The 25,475-nt window shown below is 68.9% G+C and carries 33 protein-coding genes; 13 read left to right on the top strand and 20 right to left on the bottom strand.

Annotated features, from left to right (window positions below; translation table 11 throughout):
* Positions 1 to 204 precede the first annotated feature (204 nt).
* From ACFV9D_RS14205 to rpsJ, 15 genes are all read right to left on the bottom strand, one after another.
* The gene (locus ACFV9D_RS14205) at positions 205 to 390 is read right to left on the bottom strand and encodes a type Z 30S ribosomal protein S14 (protein ID WP_003948630.1); all 186 of its coding nucleotides are present in this window, start codon (positions 388 to 390) and stop codon (positions 205 to 207) included.
* Positions 391 to 395: 5 nt separating this feature from the next.
* Positions 396 to 953 (bottom strand): 50S ribosomal protein L5, encoded by a 558-nt coding sequence (gene rplE / locus ACFV9D_RS14200; protein WP_385145320.1) that lies wholly within the window; start codon positions 951 to 953, stop codon positions 396 to 398.
* A complete protein-coding gene (gene rplX / locus ACFV9D_RS14195; protein ID WP_015035583.1) occupies positions 950 to 1,261 on the bottom strand; it encodes a 50S ribosomal protein L24 in 312 nt (103 codons plus the stop codon). Before rplX ends, rplE begins: the two co-directional genes overlap by 4 nt.
* A gap of 2 nt (positions 1,262 to 1,263) precedes the next feature.
* Entirely contained in the window at positions 1,264 to 1,632 is a 369-nt protein-coding gene (gene rplN / locus ACFV9D_RS14190) for a 50S ribosomal protein L14 (RefSeq protein WP_003956455.1), read from the bottom strand.
* Between the two features lie 97 nt (positions 1,633 to 1,729).
* Positions 1,730 to 2,014, bottom strand: coding sequence for a 30S ribosomal protein S17 (rpsQ, locus tag ACFV9D_RS14185; RefSeq protein ID WP_385145140.1), 285 nt, complete (start codon positions 2,012 to 2,014; stop codon positions 1,730 to 1,732).
* Entirely contained in the window at positions 2,014 to 2,238 is a 225-nt protein-coding gene (gene rpmC / locus ACFV9D_RS14180) for a 50S ribosomal protein L29 (RefSeq protein WP_028797851.1), read from the bottom strand. Before rpmC ends, rpsQ begins: the two co-directional genes overlap by 1 nt.
* Entirely contained in the window at positions 2,238 to 2,657 is a 420-nt protein-coding gene (gene rplP, locus ACFV9D_RS14175) for a 50S ribosomal protein L16 (RefSeq protein WP_015035580.1), read from the bottom strand. Before rplP ends, rpmC begins: the two co-directional genes overlap by 1 nt.
* 5 nt (positions 2,658 to 2,662) lie before the next feature.
* Positions 2,663 to 3,496: a 30S ribosomal protein S3 gene (gene rpsC, locus ACFV9D_RS14170; RefSeq protein ID WP_356886096.1), complete on the bottom strand. Its 834-nt coding sequence runs from the start codon at positions 3,494 to 3,496 to the stop codon at positions 2,663 to 2,665.
* The gene (rplV, locus tag ACFV9D_RS14165; protein WP_041662774.1) at positions 3,496 to 3,843 is read right to left on the bottom strand and encodes a 50S ribosomal protein L22; all 348 of its coding nucleotides are present in this window, start codon (positions 3,841 to 3,843) and stop codon (positions 3,496 to 3,498) included. Before rplV ends, rpsC begins: the two co-directional genes overlap by 1 nt.
* 42 nt (positions 3,844 to 3,885) lie before the next feature.
* Positions 3,886 to 4,167 carry a 30S ribosomal protein S19 gene (gene rpsS / locus ACFV9D_RS14160; protein ID WP_015035577.1) on the bottom strand — a complete coding sequence of 94 codons (282 nt, stop codon included), beginning with the start codon at positions 4,165 to 4,167 and terminating at the stop codon, positions 3,886 to 3,888.
* Positions 4,168 to 4,179: 12 nt separating this feature from the next.
* On the bottom strand, positions 4,180 to 5,016 hold the full coding sequence (gene rplB / locus ACFV9D_RS14155) for a 50S ribosomal protein L2 (protein ID WP_046908246.1): 837 nt from the start codon (positions 5,014 to 5,016) through the stop codon (positions 4,180 to 4,182).
* Between the two features lie 39 nt (positions 5,017 to 5,055).
* Complete coding sequence (gene rplW / locus ACFV9D_RS14150) at positions 5,056 to 5,379, bottom strand: 50S ribosomal protein L23 (protein ID WP_352188385.1); 324 nt, start codon at positions 5,377 to 5,379, stop codon at positions 5,056 to 5,058.
* Positions 5,379 to 6,029, bottom strand: a complete 651-nt coding sequence (rplD, locus tag ACFV9D_RS14145) for a 50S ribosomal protein L4 (protein WP_385145136.1) — start codon at positions 6,027 to 6,029, stop codon at positions 5,379 to 5,381. The genes rplW and rplD overlap by 1 nt, the downstream gene beginning before the upstream one ends.
* A 4-nt stretch (positions 6,030 to 6,033) precedes the next feature.
* Positions 6,034 to 6,678: a 50S ribosomal protein L3 gene (rplC, locus tag ACFV9D_RS14140; protein WP_260229398.1), complete on the bottom strand. Its 645-nt coding sequence runs from the start codon at positions 6,676 to 6,678 to the stop codon at positions 6,034 to 6,036.
* A 13-nt stretch (positions 6,679 to 6,691) separates the two neighbouring features.
* Positions 6,692 to 7,000, bottom strand: a complete 309-nt coding sequence (gene rpsJ / locus ACFV9D_RS14135) for a 30S ribosomal protein S10 (protein ID WP_003948644.1) — start codon at positions 6,998 to 7,000, stop codon at positions 6,692 to 6,694.
* Between the two features lie 660 nt (positions 7,001 to 7,660).
* Between rpsJ and ACFV9D_RS14130 the strand changes: the two genes are divergently transcribed.
* From ACFV9D_RS14130 to ACFV9D_RS14100, 7 genes are all read left to right on the top strand, one after another.
* Positions 7,661 to 8,236 (top strand): hypothetical protein, encoded by a 576-nt coding sequence (locus ACFV9D_RS14130; RefSeq protein WP_385145134.1) that lies wholly within the window; start codon positions 7,661 to 7,663, stop codon positions 8,234 to 8,236.
* Entirely contained in the window at positions 8,233 to 8,934 is a 702-nt protein-coding gene (locus ACFV9D_RS14125; RefSeq protein ID WP_385145132.1) for a hypothetical protein, read from the top strand. The genes ACFV9D_RS14130 and ACFV9D_RS14125 overlap by 4 nt, the downstream gene beginning before the upstream one ends.
* Complete coding sequence (locus ACFV9D_RS14120; RefSeq protein WP_385145130.1) at positions 8,934 to 11,159, top strand: putative T7SS-secreted protein; 2,226 nt, start codon at positions 8,934 to 8,936, stop codon at positions 11,157 to 11,159. Before ACFV9D_RS14125 ends, ACFV9D_RS14120 begins: the two co-directional genes overlap by 1 nt.
* A gap of 339 nt (positions 11,160 to 11,498) precedes the next feature.
* Positions 11,499 to 12,695 (top strand): ADP-ribosylglycohydrolase family protein, encoded by a 1,197-nt coding sequence (locus ACFV9D_RS14115; RefSeq protein WP_385145318.1) that lies wholly within the window; start codon positions 11,499 to 11,501, stop codon positions 12,693 to 12,695.
* A gap of 15 nt (positions 12,696 to 12,710) precedes the next feature.
* Positions 12,711 to 13,388 (top strand): toxin glutamine deamidase domain-containing protein, encoded by a 678-nt coding sequence (locus tag ACFV9D_RS14110; protein ID WP_385145128.1) that lies wholly within the window; start codon positions 12,711 to 12,713, stop codon positions 13,386 to 13,388.
* A gap of 57 nt (positions 13,389 to 13,445) precedes the next feature.
* Positions 13,446 to 14,282, top strand: a complete 837-nt coding sequence (locus ACFV9D_RS14105) for an RNA repair domain-containing protein (protein WP_385145126.1) — start codon at positions 13,446 to 13,448, stop codon at positions 14,280 to 14,282.
* 153 nt (positions 14,283 to 14,435) lie between these two features.
* Positions 14,436 to 16,484: a PIG-L family deacetylase gene (locus ACFV9D_RS14100; protein ID WP_385145124.1), complete on the top strand. Its 2,049-nt coding sequence runs from the start codon at positions 14,436 to 14,438 to the stop codon at positions 16,482 to 16,484.
* Positions 16,485 to 16,604: 120 nt separating this feature from the next.
* On the opposite strand, the gene tuf is transcribed toward ACFV9D_RS14100, so the two are convergent.
* The 5 genes from tuf to ACFV9D_RS14075 form a co-directional block, all read right to left on the bottom strand.
* Positions 16,605 to 17,798 carry an elongation factor Tu gene (gene tuf / locus ACFV9D_RS14095; protein ID WP_147980746.1) on the bottom strand — a complete coding sequence of 398 codons (1,194 nt, stop codon included), beginning with the start codon at positions 17,796 to 17,798 and terminating at the stop codon, positions 16,605 to 16,607.
* A gap of 150 nt (positions 17,799 to 17,948) precedes the next feature.
* A complete protein-coding gene (fusA, locus tag ACFV9D_RS14090) occupies positions 17,949 to 20,078 on the bottom strand; it encodes an elongation factor G (RefSeq protein WP_385145122.1) in 2,130 nt (709 codons plus the stop codon).
* A gap of 39 nt (positions 20,079 to 20,117) precedes the next feature.
* Positions 20,118 to 20,588, bottom strand: a complete 471-nt coding sequence (gene rpsG, locus ACFV9D_RS14085; RefSeq protein WP_003966970.1) for a 30S ribosomal protein S7 — start codon at positions 20,586 to 20,588, stop codon at positions 20,118 to 20,120.
* Positions 20,589 to 20,590: 2 nt separating this feature from the next.
* On the bottom strand, positions 20,591 to 20,962 hold the full coding sequence (rpsL, locus tag ACFV9D_RS14080) for a 30S ribosomal protein S12 (RefSeq protein WP_003948652.1): 372 nt from the start codon (positions 20,960 to 20,962) through the stop codon (positions 20,591 to 20,593).
* Between the two features lie 507 nt (positions 20,963 to 21,469).
* Positions 21,470 to 21,931: a helix-turn-helix domain-containing protein gene (locus tag ACFV9D_RS14075; protein WP_385145120.1), complete on the bottom strand. Its 462-nt coding sequence runs from the start codon at positions 21,929 to 21,931 to the stop codon at positions 21,470 to 21,472.
* A gap of 238 nt (positions 21,932 to 22,169) precedes the next feature.
* Between ACFV9D_RS14075 and ACFV9D_RS14070 the strand changes: the two genes are divergently transcribed.
* The 6 genes from ACFV9D_RS14070 to ACFV9D_RS14045 all read left to right on the top strand — a co-directional run bounded on the left by ACFV9D_RS14070 (position 22,170) and on the right by ACFV9D_RS14045 (position 25,348).
* Positions 22,170 to 22,448: a WhiB family transcriptional regulator gene (locus ACFV9D_RS14070; RefSeq protein ID WP_385145118.1), complete on the top strand. Its 279-nt coding sequence runs from the start codon at positions 22,170 to 22,172 to the stop codon at positions 22,446 to 22,448.
* A complete protein-coding gene (locus tag ACFV9D_RS14065) occupies positions 22,441 to 23,217 on the top strand; it encodes a hypothetical protein (RefSeq protein WP_385145116.1) in 777 nt (258 codons plus the stop codon). The genes ACFV9D_RS14070 and ACFV9D_RS14065 overlap by 8 nt, the downstream gene beginning before the upstream one ends.
* Positions 23,211 to 23,414 (top strand): hypothetical protein, encoded by a 204-nt coding sequence (locus ACFV9D_RS14060; RefSeq protein ID WP_385145114.1) that lies wholly within the window; start codon positions 23,211 to 23,213, stop codon positions 23,412 to 23,414. Before ACFV9D_RS14065 ends, ACFV9D_RS14060 begins: the two co-directional genes overlap by 7 nt.
* A gap of 164 nt (positions 23,415 to 23,578) precedes the next feature.
* Entirely contained in the window at positions 23,579 to 23,923 is a 345-nt protein-coding gene (locus tag ACFV9D_RS14055) for a hypothetical protein (RefSeq protein WP_385145112.1), read from the top strand.
* A gap of 276 nt (positions 23,924 to 24,199) precedes the next feature.
* Positions 24,200 to 24,607: a hypothetical protein gene (locus tag ACFV9D_RS14050; protein WP_385145110.1), complete on the top strand. Its 408-nt coding sequence runs from the start codon at positions 24,200 to 24,202 to the stop codon at positions 24,605 to 24,607.
* A gap of 129 nt (positions 24,608 to 24,736) precedes the next feature.
* Positions 24,737 to 25,348 (top strand): phage tail protein, encoded by a 612-nt coding sequence (locus ACFV9D_RS14045; protein ID WP_385145108.1) that lies wholly within the window; start codon positions 24,737 to 24,739, stop codon positions 25,346 to 25,348.
* Positions 25,349 to 25,475 lie beyond the last annotated feature (127 nt).

Genomic DNA, 25,475 nt, shown 5'->3' with positions numbered 1-25,475 from the left:
CCTTCGGCCTCTCTCGCCGGGGTTTCCTGTATGCGCCATCCCTCTCCCCACACAGGGGCGGGACGGGTGCGGCGCGGGGACCTACGGCGTAGTAAGTCGTACGGGCGGCGGACGCCCAACCCTCCTAGCCTAAGCCATGGAGGGGTGGGCCTCCGCCAACCCTCTGCTTACCGAGAGACTCCGGTTATCCCAGAAAAACGGGGATTACCAGGAGCTCTTGGTCACGCCCGGCAGCTCCCCACGGTGAGCCATCTCACGAAGGCACACGCGGCACAGGCCGAACTTGCGGTACACGGAGTGGGGTCGACCACAGCGCTGGCAGCGCGTGTAGCCACGCACGCCGAACTTGGGCTTGCGGGCAGCCTTCGCGATGAGAGCCTTCTTCGCCATCTCGCTTACGCCTCCTTGAACGGGAAGCCGAGGTGACGGAGAAGGGCACGGCCCTCAGCGTCGTTGGTCGCCGTGGTCACCACGGTGATGTCCATACCCCGGACACGGTCGATCTTGTCCTGGTCGATCTCGTGGAACATGACCTGCTCCGTGAGACCGAAGGTGTAGTTGCCACGCCCGTCGAACTGCTTGGGGGACAGACCACGGAAGTCGCGGATGCGCGGAAGCGCGAGCGACAGGGTGCGGTCGAGGAACTCCCACATGCGGTCGCCACGGAGGGTGACGTGCGCACCGATCGGCTGACCCTCACGCAGCTTGAACTGCGCGATGGACTTGCGGGCCTTGGTGATGGCCGGCTTCTGACCGGTGATCGTGGTCAGGTCACGGACGGCACCGTCCATGAGCTTCGAGTCGCGGGCGGCGTCGCCCACACCCATGTTGACCACGACCTTGACGAGGCCGGGGATCTGCATGACGTTCTCGTACGAGAACTCCTCACGCAGCTTGCCCGCGATCTCCTCGCGGTACTTCGTCTTGAGACGCGGAGTGGTGGTAGCCATCAGATGTCCTCACCCGTCCGCTTGGCAACGCGGATCTTGTTGCCCTCGTCGTCGAAGCGGTAACCGACACGCGTGACGACCTTCTTGCCGTCCTTCTCAACGACCAGCTGGACGTTGGAGACGTGGACCGGCGCCTCGGTCGTGACGATGCCACCGGCCTGCGACGGGCCGGCCTTGGTGTGCTTCTTGACCCGGTTGACACCCTCGACGAGGACGCGGTTCTCGCGGGGGAAGGCCGTGATGACCTTGCCCTGCTTGCCCTTGTCCTTACCGGTGATGACCTGGACCAGGTCGCCCTTCTTGATCTTCATGCTTACAGCACCTCCGGCGCGAGCGAGATGATCTTCATGAACTTCTTCTCGCGCAGCTCACGGCCCACCGGGCCGAAGATACGGGTGCCGCGAGGGTCGCCGTCGTTCTTGAGAATGACAGCGGCGTTCTCGTCGAAGCGGATGTACGAGCCGTCCTGGCGGCGGCGCTCCTTGACGGTGCGAACGATGACCGCCTTGACGACGTCACCCTTCTTCACGTTGCCACCGGGGATCGCGTCCTTGACGGTGGCGACGATGACGTCACCGATGCCCGCGTAGCGGCGACCGGAACCACCGAGAACACGGATGCAAAGGATCTCCTTGGCACCAGTGTTGTCGGCGACACGCAGTCGCGACTCCTGCTGGATCACGTCTATCTCCTGATTGTCTGCCGGTTCCCGGCAGGGGCACCGAAGTGCCCCTGCCGAGCCTGGCGGAACGAACTCGAAGGGTTACCCCTTCAAGTGATTACTTGGCCTTCTCGAGAATCTCGACGATGCGCCAGTGCTTCGTGGCGGACTGCTTCCGGGTCTCCATCAGGAGGACGCGGTCGCCGATGCCGGCAGCGTTCTGCTCGTCGTGAGCCTTGAGCTTGTTCGTACGGCGGATGACCTTGCCGTACAGCGCGTGCTTGACGCGGTCCTCGACAGCGACGACGACGGTCTTGTCCATCTTGTCGCTGACGACGATGCCCTCACGCACCTTGCGGGCGTTGCGCTCGGTCTTCTGCTCAGTCACATTGTTCTCGCTCATCAGGCGCTCTCCACCGTCTCGATGCCCAGCTCGCGCTCACGCATGAGGGTGTAGATCCGCGCGATGTCCTTGCGGACGGACTTGAGCCGCCCGTGGTTCTCGAGCTGGCCCGTCGCCGCCTGGAAGCGGAGGTTGAACAGCTCTTCCTTGGCCTCGCGGAGCTTGGCGACAAGCTCCTCGTTGCCCAGCTCGCGCAGCTCGGACGCCTTGGTACCGGCGGTCATCACAGCTCACCTGCTTCGCGCTTAACGATCTTGCACTTCATCGGCAGCTTGTGGGCCGCACGGGTCAGGGCCTCGCGCGCGATCTTCTCGTTCGGGTAGGACAGCTCGAACATCACCCGACCGGGCTTGACGTTCGCGATCCACCACTCCGGCGAACCCTTACCGGAACCCATGCGGGTCTCGGCAGGCTTCTTGGTCAGCGGGCGGTCCGGGTAGATGTTGATCCAGACCTTGCCGCCACGCTTGATGTGGCGGGTCATCGCGATACGAGCCGCCTCGATCTGGCGGTTGGTCACGTACGCCGGAGTGAGGGCCTGAATGCCGTACTCGCCGAACGCAACCTGCGTACCACCCTTGGACATACCGCTGCGCTTCGGGTGGTGCTGCTTGCGGTGCTTGACCCTACGGGGGATCAGCATTTCGGTCAGGCCTCCGTTCCGGTGCTCTCAGCCGGAGCAGCGGCAGCAGCCTCGGCCTTGGGGGCCTCGGCGGCAGGAGCCGACTGCTGCGGCTTGCGACCGCGACCGCCACGCTCGCCACCGCGGCCACCACGGCCGGCGGGGCGCTCAGCGCCACCGCGGGCCGGACGGTTGCCGGCGCGGGCAGCGGCGTTCTCGGCGCGGACCTCGGCGATGTTCTTGACGTCGCCCTTGTAGATCCAGACCTTCACACCGATACGGCCGAAGGTCGTCTTGGCCTCGAAGAAGCCGTAGTCGACGTTCGCGCGGAGCGTGTGCAGGGGCACGCGGCCCTCGCGGTAGAACTCCGAGCGGGACATCTCGGCGCCGCCGAGGCGACCGCCGCACTGGATCTTGATGCCCTTGGCGCCGGCCTTCATCGTGCCCTGCATGCTCTTACGCATGGCGCGACGGAAGGAGACGCGGGAGGAGAGCTGCTCGGCAACGGCCTGAGCAACCAGCTGAGCGTCCATCTCGGGGTTCTTGACCTCGAGGATGTTCAGCTGGACCTGCTTGCCCGTGAGCTTCTCGAGGTCGCCGCGGATGCGGTCGGCCTCGGCGCCACGGCGGCCGATGACGATGCCGGGACGCGCGGTGTGGATGTCCACCCGCACGCGGTCACGGGTGCGCTCGATCTCAACCTTCGAGATGCCGGCGCGCTCCATGCCGGACGTCATCATCCGACGGATGGCGACGTCTTCCTTGACGTAGTCCTTGTACAGCTTGTCGGCGTACCAGCGGGACTTGAAGTCCGTGGTGATGCCGAGCCGGAACCCATGCGGGTTAACCTTCTGGCCCATTACCGGGTTCCTTCCTTGCTGCTGACGACCACGGTGATGTGGCTGGTCCGCTTACGGATCCGGTAGGCACGGCCCTGAGCACGCGGACGGAACCGCTTCAGGGTCGGGCCCTCATCCACGAACGCCTCGCTGATGTACAGCGAAGAGGCGTCACTGTGGTCGTAGTTGTGCGCGGCGTTGGCGATGGCGCTGTCCAGCACCTTGCCGACCGGCACGCTCGCGGCCTGCGGGGCGAAACGCAGGACCGCCTGAGCCTCCGTGGCATCCATGCCACGGATAAGGTCCACCACACGGCGGGCCTTCATGGGCGTAACGCGGATGTACCGCGCCTGGGCCCTGGCTTCCATGGTTGTCCTTCCAGTGTCTGTCATGGTCATTCCACCCCGCTACTAGCGGCGCTTCGACTTCCGGTCGTCCTTCACGTGACCCCGGAAGGTGCGCGTCGGCGAGAACTCGCCGAGCTTGTGGCCGACCATCGACTCGGTGACAAACACCGGAATGTGGGTCTTGCCGTTGTGCACCGCGATCGTGTGGCCGAGCATGGCCGGGATGATCATCGAGCGACGGGACCAGGTCTTGATGACGTTCTTGGTACCGGCTTCGTTCTGAGCGTCCACCTTCTTCACGAGGTGGCCGTCAACGAAGGGTCCCTTCTTGAGACTGCGCGGCATCTAAACCCGCTCCTAGCGCTTCTTGTTCGTCTTGCGGCGGCGGACGATGTACTTGTTCGAAGCCTTCTTCGGCGAACGAGTACGACCCTCCTTCTGACCCCACGGGGAGACCGGGTGGCGACCACCGGAGGTCTTGCCCTCACCACCACCGTGCGGGTGGTCCACCGGGTTCATCGCCACACCGCGAACGGTCGGGCGAACGCCCAGCCAGCGCTTACGGCCGGCCTTGCCCCAGTTGATGTTCGACTGCTCGGCGTTGCCGACCTCACCGATGGTGGCGCGGCAGCGGGCGTCGACGAGACGGATCTCACCGGACGGCATACGAAGGTGGGCCATCGTGCCCTCCTTCGCCAGCAGCTGCACGGAGGCACCCGCGGAACGGGCGAACTTGGCGCCACCGCCGGGACGGAGCTCGATCGCGTGGATCGTGGTACCGACCGGGATGTTGCGGAGGGCCAGGTTGTTGCCGGGCTTGATGTCGGCCGTGGGGCCGTTCTCAACCCGGTCGCCCTGCGAGAGACCACGCGGGGCGATGATGTAGCGCTTCTCGCCGTCCGCGTAGTGGAGCAGCGCGATGCGAGCGGTGCGGTTCGGGTCGTACTCGATGTGAGCGACCTTGGCCGGCACGCCGTCCTTGTCGTGACGACGGAAGTCGATCACGCGGTAGGCGCGCTTGTGGCCACCGCCCTGGTGACGGACGGTCACACGACCGGTGTTGTTACGGCCACCCTTGCTGTGCAGCGGGCGGACCAGCGACTTCTCCGGCGTGGACCGCGTGATCTCGACGAAGTCGGCTACGGAGGAGCCACGGCGGCCCGGCGTAGTCGGCTTGTACTTGCGGATTCCCATTTCTCAGTCCTCGTCCGATTCCGGACGACTCGACCGCCGTCAGGCGGTCGGGCCGCCGAAGATGTCGATACGGTTGCCCTCGGCAAGGGTCACGATGGCGCGCTTGGTGTTGGCGCGCTTGCCGAAACCGGTGCGGGTGCGCTTGCGCTTGCCCTGACGGTTGATCGTGTTGACCCCGGTGACCTTGACCGAGAAGACCGCCTCGACGGCCTGCTTGATCTGGGTCTTGTTGGCGCCGGGCGCAACGATGAACGTGTACTTGTTCTCGTCGAGCAGCGCGTAGCTCTTCTCGGAAACAACCGGCTTGACGAGGATGTCACGCGGGTCCGTGAAGGTCTTGCTGGTGATCGTGGCCTCGGACATCAGGCCTCGCTCCCTTCGTTGTCAGCGGCCTTGGGGCCAGACACGAAGGACTCGAGGGCGGCCTGGGTGAAGACCACGTCGTCGGATCGCATCACGTCGTACGTGTTCAGCTGGCCCGGCTCCAGGATGTGCACCTGGGGCAGGTTGCGGGCGGACAGCCACGCGGCCTCGTCGGAGCGCTCGACGACCAGGAGCAGGTTCTTGCGCTCCGAGATCTTGCCGAACAGCGTCTTGGCGGCCTTGGTGGAGATGCCACCCTCGACCACGCCGGAGACGACGTGGATGCGGGAGTGGTTCGCCCGGTCGGAGAGGGCACCGCGGAGGGCGGCGGCCTTCATCTTCTTCGGGGTCCGCTGCGAGTAGTCACGCGGCACGGGACCGTGCACGACGCCACCACCGGCGAACTGCGGGGCGCGGGTCGAACCCTGACGGGCGCGGCCGGTGCCCTTCTGGCGGTACGGCTTCTTGCCACCACCACGGACCTCGCCACGCGTCTTGACCTTGTGCGTGCCCTGACGGGCGGCGGCCAGCTGCGCGACGACGACCTGGTGGATCAGCGGGATGCTGATCTTGGCCTCGAAGATCTCGGCCGGGAGCTCGACGGTCCCGGTCTTGTCGCCGGAGGGCGACAGAATGTCAATGGTGCTCATATCCTCAGGCCCCCTTGGCCGCGGTGCGGACCAGGACGAGGCCGCCGTTCGGACCAGGAACCGCACCCTTGATCAGGAGCAGGCCCTTCTCCGCGTCAACGGCGTGAACGGTCAGGTTCTGGGTGGTCACGCGCTCGTTGCCCATACGGCCGGCCATGCGCATGCCCTTGAAGACACGGCCCGGGGTGGCGCAGCCACCGATCGAACCGGGCTTGCGGTGCACGCGGTGGGCACCGTGGGAGGCCTTGCCACCACGGAAGTTGTGGCGCTTCATGACACCGGCGAAGCCCTTGCCCTTGCTCTTACCGGTGACGTCGACCTTCACACCGGCCTCGAAGAGCTCGGCGGTGATCTCCTGGCCGAGCGTGTACTCGGAGGCGTCAGCGGTGCGGAGCTCCACAAGGTGACGGCGCGGGGTGACGTCGGCCTTGGCGAAGTGGCCCTTGAGGGGCTTGTTCACCTTGCGCGGGTCGATCTCGCCGAAGGCGATCTGGACCGACTCGTAGCCGTCGATGTCGTTCGTACGCACCTGGGTCACGACATTGGGGCCGGCCTTGACGACGGTCACCGGGACAACCCGGTTGTTCTCGTCCCAGACCTGCGTCATGCCGAGCTTCTCGCCCAGGATGCCCTTGATGTTCTTAGCCATCTCGCGCGTCACCTCAGAGCTTGATCTCGATGTCGACGCCCGCCGGCAGGTCGAGGCGCATGAGCGAGTCAACCGTCTTCGGCGTGGGGTCGAGGATGTCGATGAGGCGCTTGTGCGTGCGCATCTCGAAGTGCTCGCGCGAGTCCTTGTACTTGTGCGGCGACTTGATGACGCAGTACACGTTCTTCTCAGTGGGCAGCGGCACCGGGCCCGCGACCGACGCACCAGTGCGCGTCACCGTCTCGACGATCTTCTTCGCCGAGGAGTCGATGACCTCGTGGTCGTAGGCCTTGAGCCGGATGCGGATCTTCTGTCCCGCCATGGCTACTCAGTAGTCCTTTGTCTTGGTTAACGCTCTGGACTCGGGGGTTCTCGTGACTCTGCCTCCGACCCACGCGGTCGGGCGTGTCGCACTCCCTCTACGCAGAAATCCCTAAGGATCTCCCAACCAAGGGGGTGCGGTTCCCAGAACCGCGGGCCGGGGGCAGGCTGCAATATCTGCAGGAGGGCCACCGAGTGCCTGGTCGGCACCCCGCTGACGCTTCCCGGAAGATTCCCGTACGTCCGCTCCTGAGAAGGAGCGACGAGTACTGTGGGACTCGCTTCCGGTCCCCCCGACGGGAGGCGCGCAGCATCGGCACTCAACCGAGCAACCCCGACAGTCTGCCATACGGGGTGCGGCGCTGGCCAATCGGGCCGGAGAGAATACCCCGGACGTGACGGAGATCAAACCCGGGGTGCGACACGCGCCTCGCCCGCCGTCGGACGGCCCGGGCCCGGACCTTCTCGGCCGTTCCACCGACGTACACACGGCGCACACACCGTCTTCGCATACGCCCGCCCGGCATGCCCGGTCATGTACGGATTGCCTCCGCGGGACTGGGAACAGCCTCTGCCGCTGTGCCAAGGTGGCGCGGTGATCGATCACGGGGAAAGCTCGGACACGCCGGTGCGGCGCTTCCGGCTGGCTGACTACGCAGACATGCCCGTCGAGCCTCAGGGCGAACCGACACGGGCGACCGACTCCACACCGGACCCGGTGCACACGGGGTGGTCTCCCCCACCGTGGTCTCCCCCACCACCGTCTCCGCCCGGCACGCGCGCCGCCACCCCGGCGCCCTCGTTCCCCGGTGCGGATCGCCCGGACGAGCCGGGTGCCACGCAGGACGCGGAGGCGGAGGCCCGGCGCGAGTTCGAAGCGGTGTTGGAGCTCTTCCGGGCGACGGCGGTGCTCGTGCCGCGCCGGGACGGGGGCTGGCTGACCGTGGACCTCGGCGGTGTGCGATGGATCCTCGCGTTCTCCGACGAGTCGGCGCTGGCGCGGTACGCCCTCGCCCGGGGCGAGGGCGGCATGGAGTGGGAGTACGAGACGGTGCTCGGGGCGCGGCTGCTGGACGTGGCCGTGCCGAGCGCGGGGGTGCCGTGCGGAGTGGCCGTGGACGCGGCGGACGGCGCCGAGCACGCGGTGCTGTTTCCGCCGGTGGCCGGGGTCGTACCGGACGCGGTGGCGGTGGACGGAAACGTAACGGGACACACGGAGCGGGGGGCTGCGCGATGAGCGGGGGCGGGGGCGAGGGCAACAAGGACCTGGCCACGAGCGGACTGGACGAGATCGCGAACGGCCTGACGCTGGCGCTGAGCGAGCTCAAGGAACTCGGCATGGTCGGCATGGCGGGCGCCGGCCGCGGCTTCGGCGACATCGCGCTGAGCGGCCTGGAGCTGGGCCACGAAGGGCTGACGGGGAAGTTCACGTCGTTCTGCGAACGCTGGGAATGGGGCGTGCGCGCCCTGATCAACGAGGGCAACACGTTCGCCGTGGCGACGGGCCTGTCGGCCGGCACGTACCACGAGACCGAGCAGTACCTGGAGGGCACGTTCAAGATCGTGACCAACGCTGCCATCGGTAACCCGTACGCGTCCGAGGACGAGGTCACGAAGCAGGGCTGGGGCGACATCGCCACGTCCGGGGTCTTCAGCAAACCCGACTACAGCGCGGAATCCTTCGAGCGGGCGAGGGAGAACTCGGCCCAGGGCTGGAAGGACGCCGGGCGCGATGTGATGACCTCCAACACGGTCGGTCTGCCCGGCCTGAACCCGCAGCAGATGCACTCCTCCGTCGGCGTCTCCGACGCCCAGTACGAGGAGATGCTCGACGACGTGTTCGGGCCGTCGGCGGAGGAACGGGCCGCCGCGGCGCAGCAGCAGCAACAACAGCAGGGCGTGCCGCCTCAGCAGCAGCGTGGCGGTGAGGGCTGATGGGCGGCCTGCTCGACGACATCGGCGACGGCATCAGCGACGTCGGCAAAGGCATCAAGGACGGCGTCAACGAAGGCCTCGGCGCCATCGAGGACGGCATCGACTCCGGCAAGAAGGCGCTGGGCGAGACCGTCGACTGGGCGACCGACAAGGCCGGCGAGCGCCTCGACTCCTACGGTATGCACAAGGCCGCCGACTGGGTCACGGACTGGGGAGACGGTGTCGCGTCGGACCTCGGCGCGACGCCCGGCGAGAAGCAGCTCGGCCAGACCGAGGAGGCGAACGAGCTCGTCCACGGCAACCCCGCCAAGATCCTCGAGAGCGCGGGGCACCTGAAGGACTTCCGGACGGCTTTCGAGAAGGTCGGCCAGGGCATGAGGAAGGTCGACTCCTCGAACTGGAAGGGCATGGGCGGCGACTCCTTCCGCGAGAAGTTCGGCGTCCACCCCACCAAATGGCTGCACGCGGCCGACGCGTGCGAGAACGCCGCCGCCGCGCTCGAGGCGTACGCGGACACCGTGAAGTGGGCGCAGGGCCAGGCGAACGAGGCCATCGACCTGTACCGGAAGGGCATGCAGGCCGCCGAGAAGGCCAAAGCGGCCGCCGAGGAGGCCAAGGCCGCCGCCGCCGCGAAGGAGACCGGGGCCGGCGAGAAGGGTGCCGGGGCCGCCGAGGCCGAGAACGCCGCGAAGGCGCTCCTCGAGGCGGCCAGGTCCCGGCTCGCCACTGCCCGCGAGCAGCGGAACACCGCCGCGACCGACGCCCAGGCCAGGGTCGACAAGGCTCTGGCCCACGCCCCGGCCGAACCGCCGCCGCTCGAGCGTCTGGGCGACAACATCGCCGACGGCTACCAGGCCTACAACATGGAGCTGACCCACGTGGTGGGCGGCGCCCTCAAGGGAACGGCGGGACTGGTCAACTTCGTCCGGGGCCTCGTCCCGTTCGATCCGTACAACCTGACGCACCCGGCCGCGTACGGGCAGAACGTCTCGATGACGCTCTCCGGCCTGGTCTCCACGGTCGCCCAGCCCGACCGCGCGGTGTCGGCCGCCGTCGAGAGCTTCAAGAAGGACCCGTCCGAGTTCCTCGGCCGTCTCATCCCCGAACTCTTCGGCACGAAGGGCACGGGCTTCGCCCGCGGGGGCCTGCGGTTCGCGGCCAAGGAAGGGCTGGAGACGGGGGCGACGAACGGCGTGAAGTACGGGGACAACGTCGGCGGTACGCCGCCGTCGCCCCCGACCGGGCTGGCCGACAACGCGGGGTCGCCCGCGCCGCCGGCCGGAGTGGCCGACAACGCGGTCTCCCAGCTGCCCCCGGGCTGGACGATCGACCCCCCGACCGCCTGGCCGTCGCCGACCGGGCTGGCCGACGACGCGGCGGTCGCCCAGAAATGGGACGACCTGGCCCAGGGCACGAACCATGTGGACGAGGGTGCCGTCCACGCGGACTCGGTGGATCCCAAGACGGCTCAGGACTTCCTGGACGACCAGTATCCGGAGCTCAACGGGGTCAATGACGGGCCCGGCGGGCAGCCCGACAATGGATTCACGTACGAGCCGCACGTTTCGGCAGACGAGTTCAAGGGTCTCCCCGACGCGCAGAAGCACGATGTCGCGTTCGACGAGGTCAGCGACGGCGCCGTATCGTTCCCGGACGACAATGCGGCGATCGCCTACGGCAGGGACAACTGGAACGAGTACGCGCAAAACCTCCCTCCGGAGGCCAAGCAGTCATTCCTTGATTACTCGGCCGAGCATGGGGGCGGGCCGAGCCCGCACTACGCCACGTACAAGGAGATGAACGGATACCTCCGGAGCGGGGACGAGGGATTGGGGACCCCGGATGTCCTTCGTAATATCGAAGAGGTCGACAAGGCGCTGGCCGGTCGCCGTCTGCCGGAAGACGTCATGGTGGTTCGCGGGTCGGGAGTCGGTCACCTGGACTTCGACGCCCCCAAGGACCTGATCGGGCAGACAATGACTGACAAGGGCTACATGTCGACCTCGCTCGGGAACAACCCGGTGGACGCCTTCTCGGACATGGATGCGGTGATGCATCTCCGTGTCCCCGAGGGAACTCCTGCCATTTGGATGGAGAAGGTCAGCCATTACGGCATGGGCGAGCGGGAGTTGCTGCTCGGGCGCGGCACGCAATACACCATCACACGGGCCTTCGAGTCCAATGGCCAGCTGCACATCTACGGCGAAGTGCTGCCGGGGAACTAGAAAGGGACGGCGTAAATGAACCCCGAACGGGAAAGCGGCCCCCGCTTCGTCGAACGGAAGACCAATCCCCGCTTCGAAGAGGACCTGCAGTTCCTGGTCGAGCCGGGCGGGCCTCAGCGGTACAACCGCCACAGCGGCAGGTCCGTGCAGTACGTCACGGTGGCCGACGCCCAGGGCTCAGTGATCGGCTACGTGTGGGCCAACGACGAGGACGACGCCGCGGGCTGGATCGTCCGCAAGGACGGCGGCTCCGAAGCGTTCAACGAGGGCGACGTGTGGGTGGACCGGCTGTACGACGGCAAGGCACGGGGACTCACGCCGTCCGAAGCGTTGGCCGAGATGATCCGCGACTCGCCCTTCGTCGAATCGAGCCGCGTCGTACCCGACTCCCTCGCCACGGCTCCGAACCCTGACGTACTCCGGGCACGTGCCGGGCAGCGTCCGAAGGGAGCCGCACGGCACGCGGCGAGCGGGGTGCTGTTCGGCCTCGCCTTCGGGGACGCCATGGGCTACCCGACGGAGTTCCTGAACATGGAGCAGATCGGCGCCACGTTCGGTCCGTGGCACAAGATGGAGCTCCCCCTTTCCCCGGGCGGCGTCGTGCGGGTGACCGACGACACGCAGATGATGCTGGCCGTCGCCGAAGCGCTGGCGGAGGTCACCGGAGGTACGGGAGACACCCGGGGCGAGCGAGGCACCCGAGGCGAACGAGGGGCGCGAGGAGCGGCACGAGAAGGAGCGTCCCCGCTCACGCCCGCCGCTGTGGAAGCGGCTCTGAGGAGACGCTTCGTGTCCTGGCTGCACGACCCGGACAACAACCGGGCCCCAGGTCAGACGTGCCTGGACGCATGCGCAGCGCTGGAACGCGACATCCCCTGGCAGGCGGCGAGCATCATCCGGTCCAAGGGATGCGGCGCGAACATGCGGGTGGCCCCGGTGGCCCTCGTGCCCGGCCTGTCGGCCGAGCAGCGCGCGGGCATCGCTCAGCTGCAGGCAGCCCTGACCCACGGACACCCGACGGCGCTCGCGGCGAGCGACCTGACGGCCCACGCCGTGTGGCTCCTCGCCAACGCCTGCCCCCTGACGAGCCTCGTCGACGAGCTGCGTGCCTACGCACAGGAATCGCGGCGGGTGTACCACGTCGACTGGCTGGGAGACCTCGCCCAGAGGGCAGGCGCGCCGGACCCCGAGACGTACATCGCCTTCGGCTGGGACGAATGTCTGCGCGCCCTCGACCGCGTGACCGAGGCGCTGCGCGAGCCGGACGTGGACCGGGATCCCAGCGAGGCGGTCGGTGCCGGCTGGGTCGCCGAGGAAGCCCTCGCGACCGCCCTGTACTGCTTCCTGGTCGTCGACGGCTACGCACGCCCCGCGCTGCAACGCGCCGCGCACTCGTCGGGAGACTCCGACTCGATCGCGGCCCTGGCGGGCGCCTTCGCCGGAGCGCGGCACGGCATCAAGTTCTGGCCGCCGGAGTGGCGCGAGGTGATCGAGTACCGCGACCGCCTCAGTGCTCTGGGCACGGCCTGGGACTGAGAACGCACGTCAACGATGCAGACACAGAACCCGATGCAGCAGGCGGCCGCCTGGCTGCACGCGATCTACGGCGGGCTCGTCGAGCTCGCCGTACCGGACCCGGTGCACGAGACGGACACGGCATGGCTGCTGTCCTGCCGGGCCCTCCCGCAGCCCGGCTATCCCCGCTCGCCGATGCTCGCGGCCTCGCTCGTCGTGCCCAAGGACGGCAGCTCCCCGTTCCACCCCGCCTCCAGCGCGCCGCTGGCGGACCTGGAACGGGGGGCCGCGCGCGAGACCACCGCTCGCGTGCGGAACCAGGCGCGCCGTATCAACGCCCGCGGTTGCGTGGCCGCCCTGCACTCCACGCTCGGCGGGCACCGGTCGGTCGCCTTGCCCTGGCGCCCCGCCCATGAGGCCCCCGGCTGGTGGGACCGACTCAACCGCCGGTACTTCCCGGGGTTCACGCACGTGCCGGTGGCCGACTGGAACGACGTGATCAGGACCCTTCAGGAACCCGGCCCGGACACGCGCGGGCTCGTGTGGGTACGTCGCGAGGTCGGCGGTCAGGAGGCGACCGGGAACCTGATCTACGCCCACAACAACAACGGCCAGGTCGTCCTCCTCGACGGCATCACGGCCTCCCTGGCCGAGCTGGACATCTCGCACCTGCGCGAGCTGGTCCTCCTCCGGGCACTGCCGGCGAAGCCCTGACGGTGCCGCCGCCCGGTGGGGTGGACTGAGACGCCGCGCTCGGGGCACACGCGGAGCGTGCACACGAGTGACGAGATCTACCACCGGGTGCTGTGGGACCCCCGCTTCGATCCGGAGCGCTTCGTGATGGGGATCCACGAACGGGACGCCGCGCCGAAGCGCGTGGCGCTGCCCGACTTCGTACCGGGCGGGGAGATCCCCTGGCACCGGGTGATCTTCTTCGAGGCCGACGGCGAGGTCGTCTGGGACCGGGCGGCGGGCGTGGACCGGCTCGACGAGACCGTGGCGGCGGAGGACGAGCCCGTCCCGCCCGGGGAGATCCTGGCCGTGCCCGCCACGAACCGTACGGCGGTGGCCTGGATCCCGCCGCGACGGCTGTGGCCGCCGATCCAGCACATCCGACGCGTGCACGACCGCCAGATCCACCGCTGGCCCCCGCACGTCAACGTCCTCTTCGGCTTCGTACCGGAGTCCGACTTCGAGCGCGCCGCGCCTCTGGTGGCAGCGGCGGCGCAGCGGACCCCGCCGTTCCGGGCCCGGCTGGAGGGCGTCCACTGGTTCGGCCACCGCGAGGACGCCACGGTCTGGCTCGACCCCTGCGCGGCGGGCGAGGAGCCGTGGGCCCGCCTGCGGGAAGCCCTCGAGGCGCGCTTCCCGCTCTGCGGCGGCCGGGCCAAGGGCTTCACCCCGCACCTCTCCCTCGGCCGCAGCCGCGACCCGCACACCCTCGCCACCACCTCCGAAGCCCTGCTCGGCTCCATGACGGCCCGGGTGGCCGAGCTGGTGCTCCTGTCCCGCCGCGAGGACGGCCCGATGCGGGTCCGAGCGACGGTGACGGTCGGGACCGGCGAGGTGCGCTGGTCCGAGGACGTCGACGCCGAGAGCCGTACGTGACGAACCCGCCGGCGAAATCCGAATGCGCGTTCCCCCGCAACGCAACCCCCGGCTCTTCGAAGCCGTCTAGCTAGGCGCGGATCTCTGCCCCGACCAGGGCGTCCGCCGTTTCAGGGGACTTCGGGGACCGGTAGCAGCACGGGGGAAGCAGTAGTGGACGACGTATCCGCGCCCAGGACGGGTGTGCCCCGTCGACGCAGTGTTCTCGCGTCGGCCGCCGCCCTCGGAGCCGCCGCGCTCGCCGGGTGTTCCGTGCCCGCACCGCGCCGTACCGGGCCCACCGCCGACCCCGCGCCGGGGATGCCGATCGCGAGTACGCGGCGCGCGCAGCTCATGCAGTTCGCCGCGCACCCGGACGACGACCTGTACTTCATGAATCCGGACACCCAGCGGATGCTCGACGCCGGGGTCCCGCTCGTCTCCGTCTACGTCACCGCGGGCGAGCACACGGGCGTGAACCGGATCAAGGGCATGCCCGAGGTCCCGCCGGACCGGGCCGCCTACTCCTCCGCCCGCCACCAGGGACTGCGCCAGGCGTACGCGACGCTGCTCGGGCTCGACGCGTTCGCCCCCTGGCAGCGGAGCGCCGCCACGCTCCGGGGCGGGCGGCGCGCCGAGATCGACACGCTCGTGCACGGCGGCCGCCGGGTCGAGCTGATCTTCCTCAATCTGCCCATGCACACCACCCGGCGCTACATGGCCCTGCCCGCGCTGTGGCACGACCGCGCCCTCGAACTGCGCACGCACCTCTCCGCCGGCTCCCCCGTCGACCGGTCCGACACCTACGACCACGACCAGCTGATCGACGTCCTCGTCGGCCTCCTCGACCGCTACCGGCCGACCGTCGTGCAGACCCTCGACCCCGACCCGGACATCCAGGTCAGCAACGAGGCCACCCGCAAGCGCGACAGCGAGCAGCCCGGCTACTCCGACCACGGTGACCACACCGCCGTGGCCTGCTTCTCCTGGGCCGCGCTGATCCGCTGGGTCGCCGAGGCGCAGCAGGGCCCGGGGGAGATCCCGGCGTTCGTCGCGACCGCCTTCCGCGGCTACTACAACCGCCACTGGCCCAAGAACCTCCCGCCCCAGGTCCTCAAGGAGAAGGCCGCGCATCTCGTCCCGTACGGCGGCGATCCGTCCTGGGACTGCGGCAATCCGTCGGGCTGCGGCGACTACGGCGTGGGCGGGGACCGTCCCCTCACGAACTGGAAGGGCTGGGTACGGGCCACCCACCACCGCTGGCCGGGCGCGGGTCCGGCCGTCGTCACGCGGGCCGACGGACGGCCCGGCGGACGGCTCGACGCCTACGGCGTGCTCGGACTGCGCGCCGTCCGCTGGCGGGAGACGGGCAGGGATTCCGGGCTGTGGGGCGAGCCCGAGGACCTCGGCGGCGGGCCGCTCGCGCCCGCGCTGGGCTCGGCCGTGCTCCCCGACGGCCGGGTCCTGCTCTTCGGGGTGCGGTTCGCCGCGCTCGGCGGCCACGGCGGCCCGAACAGGCGCGAGGTCGTCCTGCTCGAGCAGCGCTCCCCCGGCGGCCCGTTCCTCGCGTGGCAGGGCCTCGGCAATCCGGAGCGGGCCGACGACCGGGGGCGCCGGATCGGTGTCCCGGTGGCCGTGACCGCCCCCGACGGCCGGGTCCATCTCTTCGTACGGAACGCGGACAAGGGCGTGTCGACCCGCGTACGGAACGCCGACGGCGGCTGGTCCCCGTGGCGGGCCCTGCCGGGCACCGACGAGGTCCAGGACGGCCTGGACGCCGTGGTCGACGCCGCCGGACGCGTGCATCTCCTGGCCGCGGGTCGGACGTCCGTCCTGCACTGGATCGACGGTGCTCCGGCCGCCCCGCTCCCCGGCGCGGGCGACCCCGTCGCCGCCGTCCCGGGCCCCGGGTCCGGCGCGCTGGAGGTGTACTACCGCAGGCCCGCGGCCAAGGAGCTGCTGTCGGGGCGCGGGAACGCGTCCTTCGACGGGTACGGCCCGGTGGCCGCCGCCGCGGACGGCGGCGGGACCGTGCTGCTCGGCCGGGACCTGCGCGGCCGGGTCCAGCTGCGGCAGGGCGGCCGGCTCTGGACCCGTACGCAGGGAACGGTGCCCGTGCAGGCGGCGGCGCTGCGTCTCGTACCGGACGGTCCGCTGGCGGTGGGTCTCGGCGCCGACGCCCACCCGTGGGTCTGGCGCCCGGCCGGAGCGCCCCGGCTGTAGTCGGGCCGACCGCCGCGGCAGCCAGAGAAAAGACGAGGGCCCCCGGTCCGCCGCGAACGGCGGGCCGGGGGCCCTCTCATGACGCTCCGTCAGGAGCGGCACAGGTCAGACGATCGACAATTACTTGTTGATCTTGACGACCTGGCCGGCGCCCACGGTCCGGCCACCCTCACGGATGGCGAACTTCAGGCCCTCCTCCATGGCGACGGGCTGGATCAGCTCGACGGTCATGGAGGTGTTGTCGCCCGGCATGACCATCTCGGTGCCCTCGGGGAGGGTCACGACGCCGGTCACGTCCGTGGTACGGAAGTAGAACTGCGGGCGGTAGTTGTTGAAGAACGGGGTGTGACGGCCACCCTCGTCCTTCGACAGGATGTAGGCCTGGGCCTCGAAGCTCGTGTGCGGCGTGACCGAACCGGGCTTGATGATGACCTGGCCGCGCTCGACATCCTCGCGCTTGATGCCACGGAGGAGCAGACCGACGTTCTCACCGGCCTGGCCCTCGTCGAGCAGCTTGCGGAACATCTCGATGCCGGTGACCGTGGTGGTGACCTTCTCGGTCTTGATACCGACGATGTCGACGGTCTCGTTGACCTTGAGGACACCACGCTCGATACGACCGGTGACGACGGTGCCACGACCGGTGATCGTGAAGACGTCCTCGATCGGCATCAGGAACGGCTTGTCGACGTCACGCTCGGGCTGCGGGATCGCCTCGTCGACGGCGGCCATCAGGTTCAGGACCGACTGGCCCCACTCCTTGTCGCCCTCGAGCGCCTTGAGCGCCGAGACCTTGACGACCGGCAGGTCGTCGCCCGGGAACTCGTACTCGGAGAGGAGCTCACGGACCTCGAGCTCGACGAGCTCCAGGATCTCCTCGTCGTCCACCATGTCGGCCTTGTTCAGGGCGACGACGATGTACGGAACGCCGACCTGGCGGGCCAGGAGCACGTGCTCCTTGGTCTGCGGCATCGGGCCGTCGGTGGCGGCGACCACGAGGATGGCGCCGTCCATCTGCGCGGCACCCGTGATCATGTTCTTGATGTAGTCCGCGTGACCGGGGCAGTCGACGTGGGCGTAGTGACGCGACTCGGTCTGGTACTCGACGTGCGCGATCGAGATGGTGATACCGCGCTGGCGCTCCTCAGGAGCCTTGTCGATCTGGTCGAAGGCCGAGGCCTCGTTCAGGTCCGGGTACGCGTCGTGCAGCACCTTGGTAATGGCGGCCGTGAGGGTCGTCTTACCGTGGTCGATGTGACCGATGGTGCCGATGTTGACGTGCGGCTTAGTCCGCTCGAACTTCGCCTTCGCCACTGGGGTCCTCCTGGAGTGGTTCTGAACGCCTTGCTTCATCGGCGCCAGGTGATCTTTGCTGGGATGCCATCCGCCGGGGCCCGATCCCTCGGGTTTCGGGGGCTGAGCCCCGGCGACTGGTGTCAAGCCTAAAGCGTGTACTCGGGTGAGTTACTCGCCCTTGGCCTTCGCGATGATCTCCTCGGCGACGTTCCGGGGAACCTCGGCGTAGGAGTCGAACTGCATCGAGTAGCTTGCGCGACCCGAGGTCTTGCTGCGGAGGTCTCCGACGTAGCCGAACATCTCCGAGAGGGGCACGAGGCCCTTCACGACGCGAGCGCCGCTGCGCTCCTCCATGGCCTGAATCTGACCACGGCGGGAGTTGATGTCGCCGATGACCTCACCCATGTAGTCCTCGGGCGTGACGACCTCAACGGCCATCATCGGCTCAAGGATGACGGGGGAAGCCTTGCGCGCGGCCTCCTTGAAGGCCTGCGAACCGGCGATCTTGAACGCGAGCTCGGAGGAGTCGACCTCGTGGTAGGCACCGTCGAGAAGGATGACGCGGACGCCAGTCATCTCGTAGCCGGCCAGGATGCCGAACTGCATGGCCTCCTGCGCACCGGCGTCGACCGAAGGGATGTACTCCTTCGGGATGCGGCCACCGGTGACCTTGTTCACGAACTCGTACGAGGCGTCGCCGCCCTCGATGGGCTCGATCGCGATCTGCACCTTGGCGAACTGACCGGTACCACCGGTCTGCTTCTTGTGGGTGAAGTCCACGCGCTCGACGGCCTTGCGGATCGTCTCGCGGTACGCGACCTGCGGCTTGCCGACGTTCGCCTCGACCTTGAACTCGCGACGCATACGGTCGACGAGGATGTCGAGGTGAAGCTCGCCCATACCACCGATGATGGTCTGGCCGGTCTCCTCGTCCGAGTGGACCTGGAAGGAGGGGTCCTCCTCCGCGAGACGCTGGATGGCAACACCCAGCTTCTCCTGGTCACCCTTGGACTTGGGCTCGATGGCGACCTGAATGACCGGCGCCGGGAAGTCCATGGACTCCAGGATGACCGGGTTCTTCTCGTCGCACAGCGTCTCACCGGTGGTGGTCTGCTTCAGGCCCATGACGGCGACGATGTCGCCGGCGCCCACCGAGTCGATCTCCTCACGCTTGTTCGCGTGCATGCGGTAGATCTTGCCGATGCGCTCCTTCTTGCCCTTGACGGAGTTCAGCACCGAGGTGCCGGCCTCCAGGCGACCGGAGTAGATCCGGACGAAGGTGAGCTTGCCGAGGTGCGGGTCGCTCGCGATCTTGAACGCGAGGGCCGACAGCGGCTCCTCCTCGGACGGCTTGCGCTTGACGACCAGCTCCGCGTCCTTGACGTCGTGGCCCTCGATGGCCTCGACGTCCAGGGGGGAGGGGAGGTAGCGCACGACGGCGTCGAGCAGGGGCTGAACACCCTTGTTCTTGAACGCGGTGCCACAGAAGACGGGGGTGATCGTCTTCTCGCCGCCACCCTTGCCGGAGGCAATGGTGATACGACGGATCGCGGCGTACAGCTGCTCCTCGGTGGGCTCCTGGCCCTCGAGGAAGAGCTCCATGATCTCTTCGTCGTTCTCGGCGACGGTCTCGACCAGCTTGCCGCGCCACTCTTCAGCGGCCTCGGTGTGCGTGGCCGGGATGTCGACGACGTCGTACATCTCGCCCTTGGTCGCTTCCGCGGACCAGACCAGGGCCTTCATGCGGACGAGGTCCACGACACCCTGGAAGTCCATCTCGGAACCGATGGGGAGCTGCATGACGATCGGGACGGCGCCGAGGCGGTCCACGATCATGTCGACACAGCGGTGGAACTCGGCACCCGTACGGTCGAGCTTGTTGACGAAGCAGATACGCGGAACGCCGTAGCGGTCCGCCTGACGCCAGACAGTCTCGGACTGGGGCTCGACACCGGCGACGCCGTCGAACACCGTCACGGCACCGTCGAGCACGCGGAGCGAACGCTCCACCTCGACGGTGAAGTCGACGTGGCCCGGGGTGTCGATGATGTTGATGGTGTGGTCGACGTCCTCGAGCGGCCAGTGGCAGGTCGTCGCGGCGGACGTGATGGTGATGCCGCGCTCCTGCTCCTGCTCCATCCAGTCCATCGTGGCAGCGCCGTCGTGGACTTCACCGATCTTGTACGAAACGCCGGTGTAGAACAGGATCCGCTCGGTGGTGGTCGTCTTGCCCGCGTCGATGTGAGCCATGATGCCGATGTTGCGCACCTTGGCAAGGTCAAGCGAAGTGGTAGCCATATCGGCTCAGTCTTCTCTCGGTCTCGATGTGGGTTGCGACTACCAGCGGTAGTGCGCGAAGGCCTTGTTGGACTCGGCCATCTTGTGCGTGTCCTCACGCTTCTTGACCGAAGCACCGAGGCCGTTGGAGGCGTCGAGGAGCTCGTTCATGAGGCGCTCGGTCATGGTCTTCTCGCGGCGGGCGCGGGAGTAACCCACGAGCCAGCGGAGCGCGAGGGTGGAGGCGCGACCGGGCTTGACCTCGATCGGCACCTGGTAGGTGGCGCCACCGACACGGCGGGACTTGACCTCGAGGGACGGCTTCACGTTCTCGAGGGCGCGCTTCAGCGTGATGACCGGGTCGTTGCCGGTCTTCTCGCGGAGGCCTTCCATGGCGCCGTAGACGATGCGCTCGGCGGTGGAACGCTTGCCGTCCAGCAGGATCTTGTTGATCAGCGAGGTGACAAGAGGAGAGCTGTAGACCGGGTCGATGATGACCGGGCGCTTCGGGGCGGGGCCCTTACGAGGCATTCTTACTTCTCCTTCTTGGCGCCGTAGCGGCTGCGAGCCTGCTTACGGTTCTTGACGCCCTGCGTGTCGAGGGAACCGCGGATGATCTTGTAACGAACACCCGGCAGGTCCTTCACACGGCCACCACGCACGAGCACGATGGAGTGCTCCTGCAGGTTGTGACCCTCACCCGGGATGTAGGCCGTGACCTCGATGCCCGAGGTCAGACGCACACGCGCGACCTTACGGAGGGCCGAGTTCGGCTTCTTCGGGGTGGTCGTGAACACACGCGTGCAGACGCCGCGACGCTGAGGGGAACCCTCGAGTGCGGGCGTCTTGTTCTTCTCGACCTTGTCCTGCCGGCCCTTCCGGACCAGCTGCTGGATCGTAGGCACTACTTCTCCGGTTTCTGTGTGCCGTCGTAAAACTAACCTGGAACACGACACCGACCCACGCGGTCGGGTGTGTCGAATACTGCGGACCTCCGCCGAGGGCGGAAAAGGCGCAGATTGCGGTGGCTGTTGACGAACTCGCCGTGCGGTTGAGGACACGCACGCGAGCCCAGGCACACCCCAGGCACAAGGTCTGAGCGTACCTACCGCATGGACTCCGGTCAAAACAAATGCCCACGCGCTCGGGGGCCCGGCCGACCTCGGAGAACGCGGGCACCGGAACGCAGCGCCGGCAGCCTCCACCAAGGGGCACGGGAACGCGGCGCCGGGGGCGCCCGCCGGGGGTCTGGGGCTCGGGGCCGGGGGCCACCACCGGGGGCCACCACCGGGGGCGGGCGGCCAGGCGCCGGGGGCGCCACCACCGAGGGCCGCGAACCGAAGAGCCGGGGTCGATGTCACCCCGGCTCCTGATCACGCCCCCTGACGGAGATCCGTTCGACGGATCCCCGTTCAGTCCCGCGCGGCACGCCTCGCATCGGACGCGCCACCACCCTCGGCGCCCTGCGTCGCACCTTCCTCCGCGGGCTCCAGGAACTGGTTCACCACCTTGATGAAGACGCCAAGCCGCTCGTCGGGGACGCCGAGCCAGTGCGCGAAGTCCTCCATGGTCGGCTGCCAGTCGCTGGGCGGGAGCAGATCCGCCGCGAGCGGCAGCTCCTCCGGGGTCACCCGGCCGGACCGGACCAGCATGTCCCGGACGGACACCCCGAGCAGCGGGGCGATCCTGCGCATGGTCTCCAGGTCGGGCATGCTCTGCCGCTGCAGCAGCCGGGTCACGGCAGCCCGGTGCACGCCGGCCTCGTCCGCGATCCGGGACTTTCCTCCTCCGCGCGGACTGTCGATGTCGTAGCCGCGCGCTCTCATCAGACCTTCGACCCAGCCTGCGAACTCGTCGAGCCCTTGAGTGCTCATGTACCGCTCCCTAACTCCCCCACCCTCCAGGGACCCCACTCTAGCGTGCTTGCGCGCAAAGAATTACGTGCTTTTGGGCGCGCAATCGTGTCGAATCGGTGAAGGGGGCTCCACAAACTTGTTGCGCGCCCGCACGCAACATGTCACTCTCTCACTCGCCGTCGCACTCGTCGGCCTCACGAGTCCCAGGAGTCGCACCGGCCCCAGGGCTCGGTGGCCCGGACCGTGGAGAAGAACCTTGCTCCTGCCCGACACGTCCTCATGGCAGGCCGCCGCCGCGTGCGTCGGCCTCTCCCCGTCCGTCGTCTTCGCCCGCCGCGCCCAACAGGCGGCCCCGGCGCTGCGCGCCTGCGCCTCCTGCCCCGTCCGCCGCGAGTGCGAGGCGGCCGTGGCTCCCGCGGAGAGCTGGTTCGACGGCGTATGCGCGGGCCGCCTCTGGCGCAACGGCCGCCCCGTCGTCCCACGCCGCGGCCGGAGTTCGGCGGGCACCGCGCACTCCGGGAGTCCGCGTGGCTGACGACGCCGTCCACTCCCCCGACCGGATCGTGCGGGACATCGCGCTCTGGGCCGCCTCCCTGGTACGACAGTTCCCCGAGCTCGCCGAGGAGCTGGCGCCGGGCCGCCGCTCCCCCGCCGGGATCCCGCCCGCCGCGCCGCACCCCGGCCGCGACGACCTCATCCGCGAGGAGCGCCGCGAGGCCCTGCTCCTCCAGCAGCGGCACGGGCTCGCCGTGCCGGGCCACGGGGCCGCCCCGATCCGGCTGCACGTCTCCGACGCCATCCGGGACATCAGCGACGGCGTGGTGGAGCTGGAGGAGGCCGTCTGCGCCCGCCTCGGCCGGCCGCGGCCCCGCCGGGCCGGGGTGATCGAACGGCTTCGGCGCGTCGTCGGTCTGCTCGACGACATGGCGCCCCACCCGGACCTGGCCCGGCACGTGCGCGACGAGATGCGCCGGATGGCACGGCGCTGCGCGCGCACGCTCGGGGACACGGAGACGGTCGTCCGCGTCGCGGGGCGCTGCCCGTGGTGCGACTCGGTGTCGCTGCGGGTGTTCCCGGACCGACGGGCGGTGCTCTGCGTGAACCCGGCGTGCGTCTGCACGGACGAGGTGTGCGGGTGCCAGGACGACCCCGCGTACCGGCACCTGTGGCCGGAGGAGCGGTGGGGCGAGCTGTCCGACGCGTCGGGCGCCCGTACGGAGGAGATCGAAGCAGCGATGGACGCCGCCGCGAGCACCACGGCGAGGACACCCGATTCCGAGGACACCGAGGAGAGCCCGTGCTGAAGCCCCTGCCCCTGCCGGCCCTGATCCCCGGCCCGCTGGCCGCCGAGGAGGCCGGGGTCGCCCCGGCGACGATCCGCAAGTGGGTCCAGCTGGGCCACCTGCGAGCGGCCGGCAAGGCGGGCAGGGCCCAACTGTTCCGCCTGGAGGACGTCTTCGCCGCGGAACGGACCGCCCGCCGCCGTCCTCGTACCGCGTAGCCCGTAAGCACCGCATGACGAAGCGCCCCGTGTCTCCCGGAGAGACACGGGGCGCTTCGCCGTGCGCCGGGATTCACCGGTCCCGGTCGTCGAGCGTCACCTACAGTCCGGTGCAGGTTCGGACAGCCGGACACGCGCACACGGAACCCAGGGGGTACGGGGTCATGAGCTGGTACGTGCTGGTGGAGGCCAACGATTCGTACGGCGACAGCAGATGGGATCTGGTGGCGAAGATCCCCGTCGAAGGCGGAAGGGAAGCGGCCATCGCCCGGGCCGAGGAGATGAGCCGGACCTATGTGCGCGGCGCCTTCCCTGATCAGCAGGGCCGCCTCGTGTTCCGTACGTCCCCGACGAGCTGGCTCGTGGAGCAGTCCCGCTTGATGCAGCTCGAGCGCTCCGCCGCCCCGGAGACGATCACCGAGCACATGCGCCTCTGCGTGGCCGAGCTGGTGATGGCGCGGGAGCCGGCCCCCCTCGAGCCCCCCAAGAAGGGCTGGCTGCGGAGGTAGCCGACGGTGGCCCGATCGAGCCGGTGAGGGATCTCGACGGCCGTCACCGGCCCTCCCGGCCGGGAGATTCCAGCCGATCGACGAATTAGTTGCGTGCGCGCACGCTCTCTGTCACAGTTGGTGCAGCGGCGGAGCTGTGCCCGAACGACGGGCGGCGGCTTCGCCGTTCGCCGTCCGGGAGCGCTCCGCGCCCCCGCCCCCTTCCCCGCGTCGAGCGCCCCGGACGGCCCCCCGCACCACCCCGTCCCGCCTCCCCTTCCACCGAGGAGAACCGTCATGACCACTCCCCCGAGTGCGTTCCCGGACGTCGAGAAGCTGGTCGTCGACGTCCTCAAGGCCGACCCGGCCCTGGCCGGGGCCACGATCGCCGTCCAGGCGCCGACCGGCTTCGACGGCACGCAGAGCGCCGTACTCGTCAACCGCCGCGGCGGCGCCTGGATCGGCGACCTGCACGTCGACAAGCCGCTGATCGAGTTCGAGGTGTACGGGCCGACCAAGAACGCGGCCCACATCCTCGCCAACGCGGCCCGGCGCGCGCTGCTCGCCACGATGGGCAAGCAGATCGGCGTCAACCTCGTCCACGACGTGGAGGAGATGGACGGGCCGCGCTGGCTGCCCGACTACCTCTACCGGGGCGCCAACCGCTACCTCTGCGTGATCCAGCTGTCCCTGAGCGTCTTCTGAGCCCGCCGGGCTCCCTGACGGACGCTCACCCCACAGACCAGGCCTCGCCGTCCGGCGGGGCCTTTGCCGTTCCCGGGCCCGATGCCCGGGGACGGCGTGCTCCCCCTCATCCCAAGGAGAAACCCCACCATGGCAGGAAACAACTCCGCCGAGATCCGCGTCGCAGGCATCGGCAAGCTCTACGTCGCCGACGCCGGCACCTCCGCCCCGGCCACCTTCGGCACCGACTCCGCCGCCGACTGGTCCGGCGCGGGCTGGAAGGACCTGGGCTTCACGTCCGGCGACGGCGTCACCTTCTCGAAGAAGGACAAGCTGGAGGCCATCGACTCGTGGCAGTCGGTCTCCCCGATCCACTACATCTACTCGGCCCGTGACCTCTCGCTGAAGTTCTCGCTGCTCCAGTTCAACGAGGACACCTTCCCGTTCTTCATGGGCGGCGACGCGGTCAAGGCCGAGCCGACCCCGGCGGTCGACACCTACCGCTACGAGATCGCCGAGCGTCCGTTCGCCGACGTGCGCGCCCTCGGCCTGGAGTTCACCGACGTCAAGGCCGGTGGCACGACCGCGGTCCGGTACCGCTTCATCATTCCGCGCGGCCAGGTCACCGCGACCGACGACATCAAGCTGGCCCGCAAGGCCGCGGCCCAGCTGGGCGTCACCTTCTCCGCCATGTCGAAGGGCGACGGCAAGCCGCTGGCGACCTTCCTCATGAAGGACAGCCAGTACTCCGCGACCGTCTGATCCCTCTCCCTCCGGGGCGGGGGGGGCGGCCCCCCCCCCCCCCCCCCCCCCCCCCCCCAAACACAAACAAAAAAAAAAAGTCGAAAACAAACACCCGGGGGGCAGAGAAAAACCCCCCCCCCCCCCC

Origin of the sequence: Streptomyces sp. NPDC059875 (assembly GCF_042731085.1) — a bacterium.
Taxonomy (GTDB): domain Bacteria; phylum Actinomycetota; class Actinomycetes; order Streptomycetales; family Streptomycetaceae; genus Streptomyces.
This window is presented reverse-complemented; position numbering and strand designations above follow the sequence as displayed.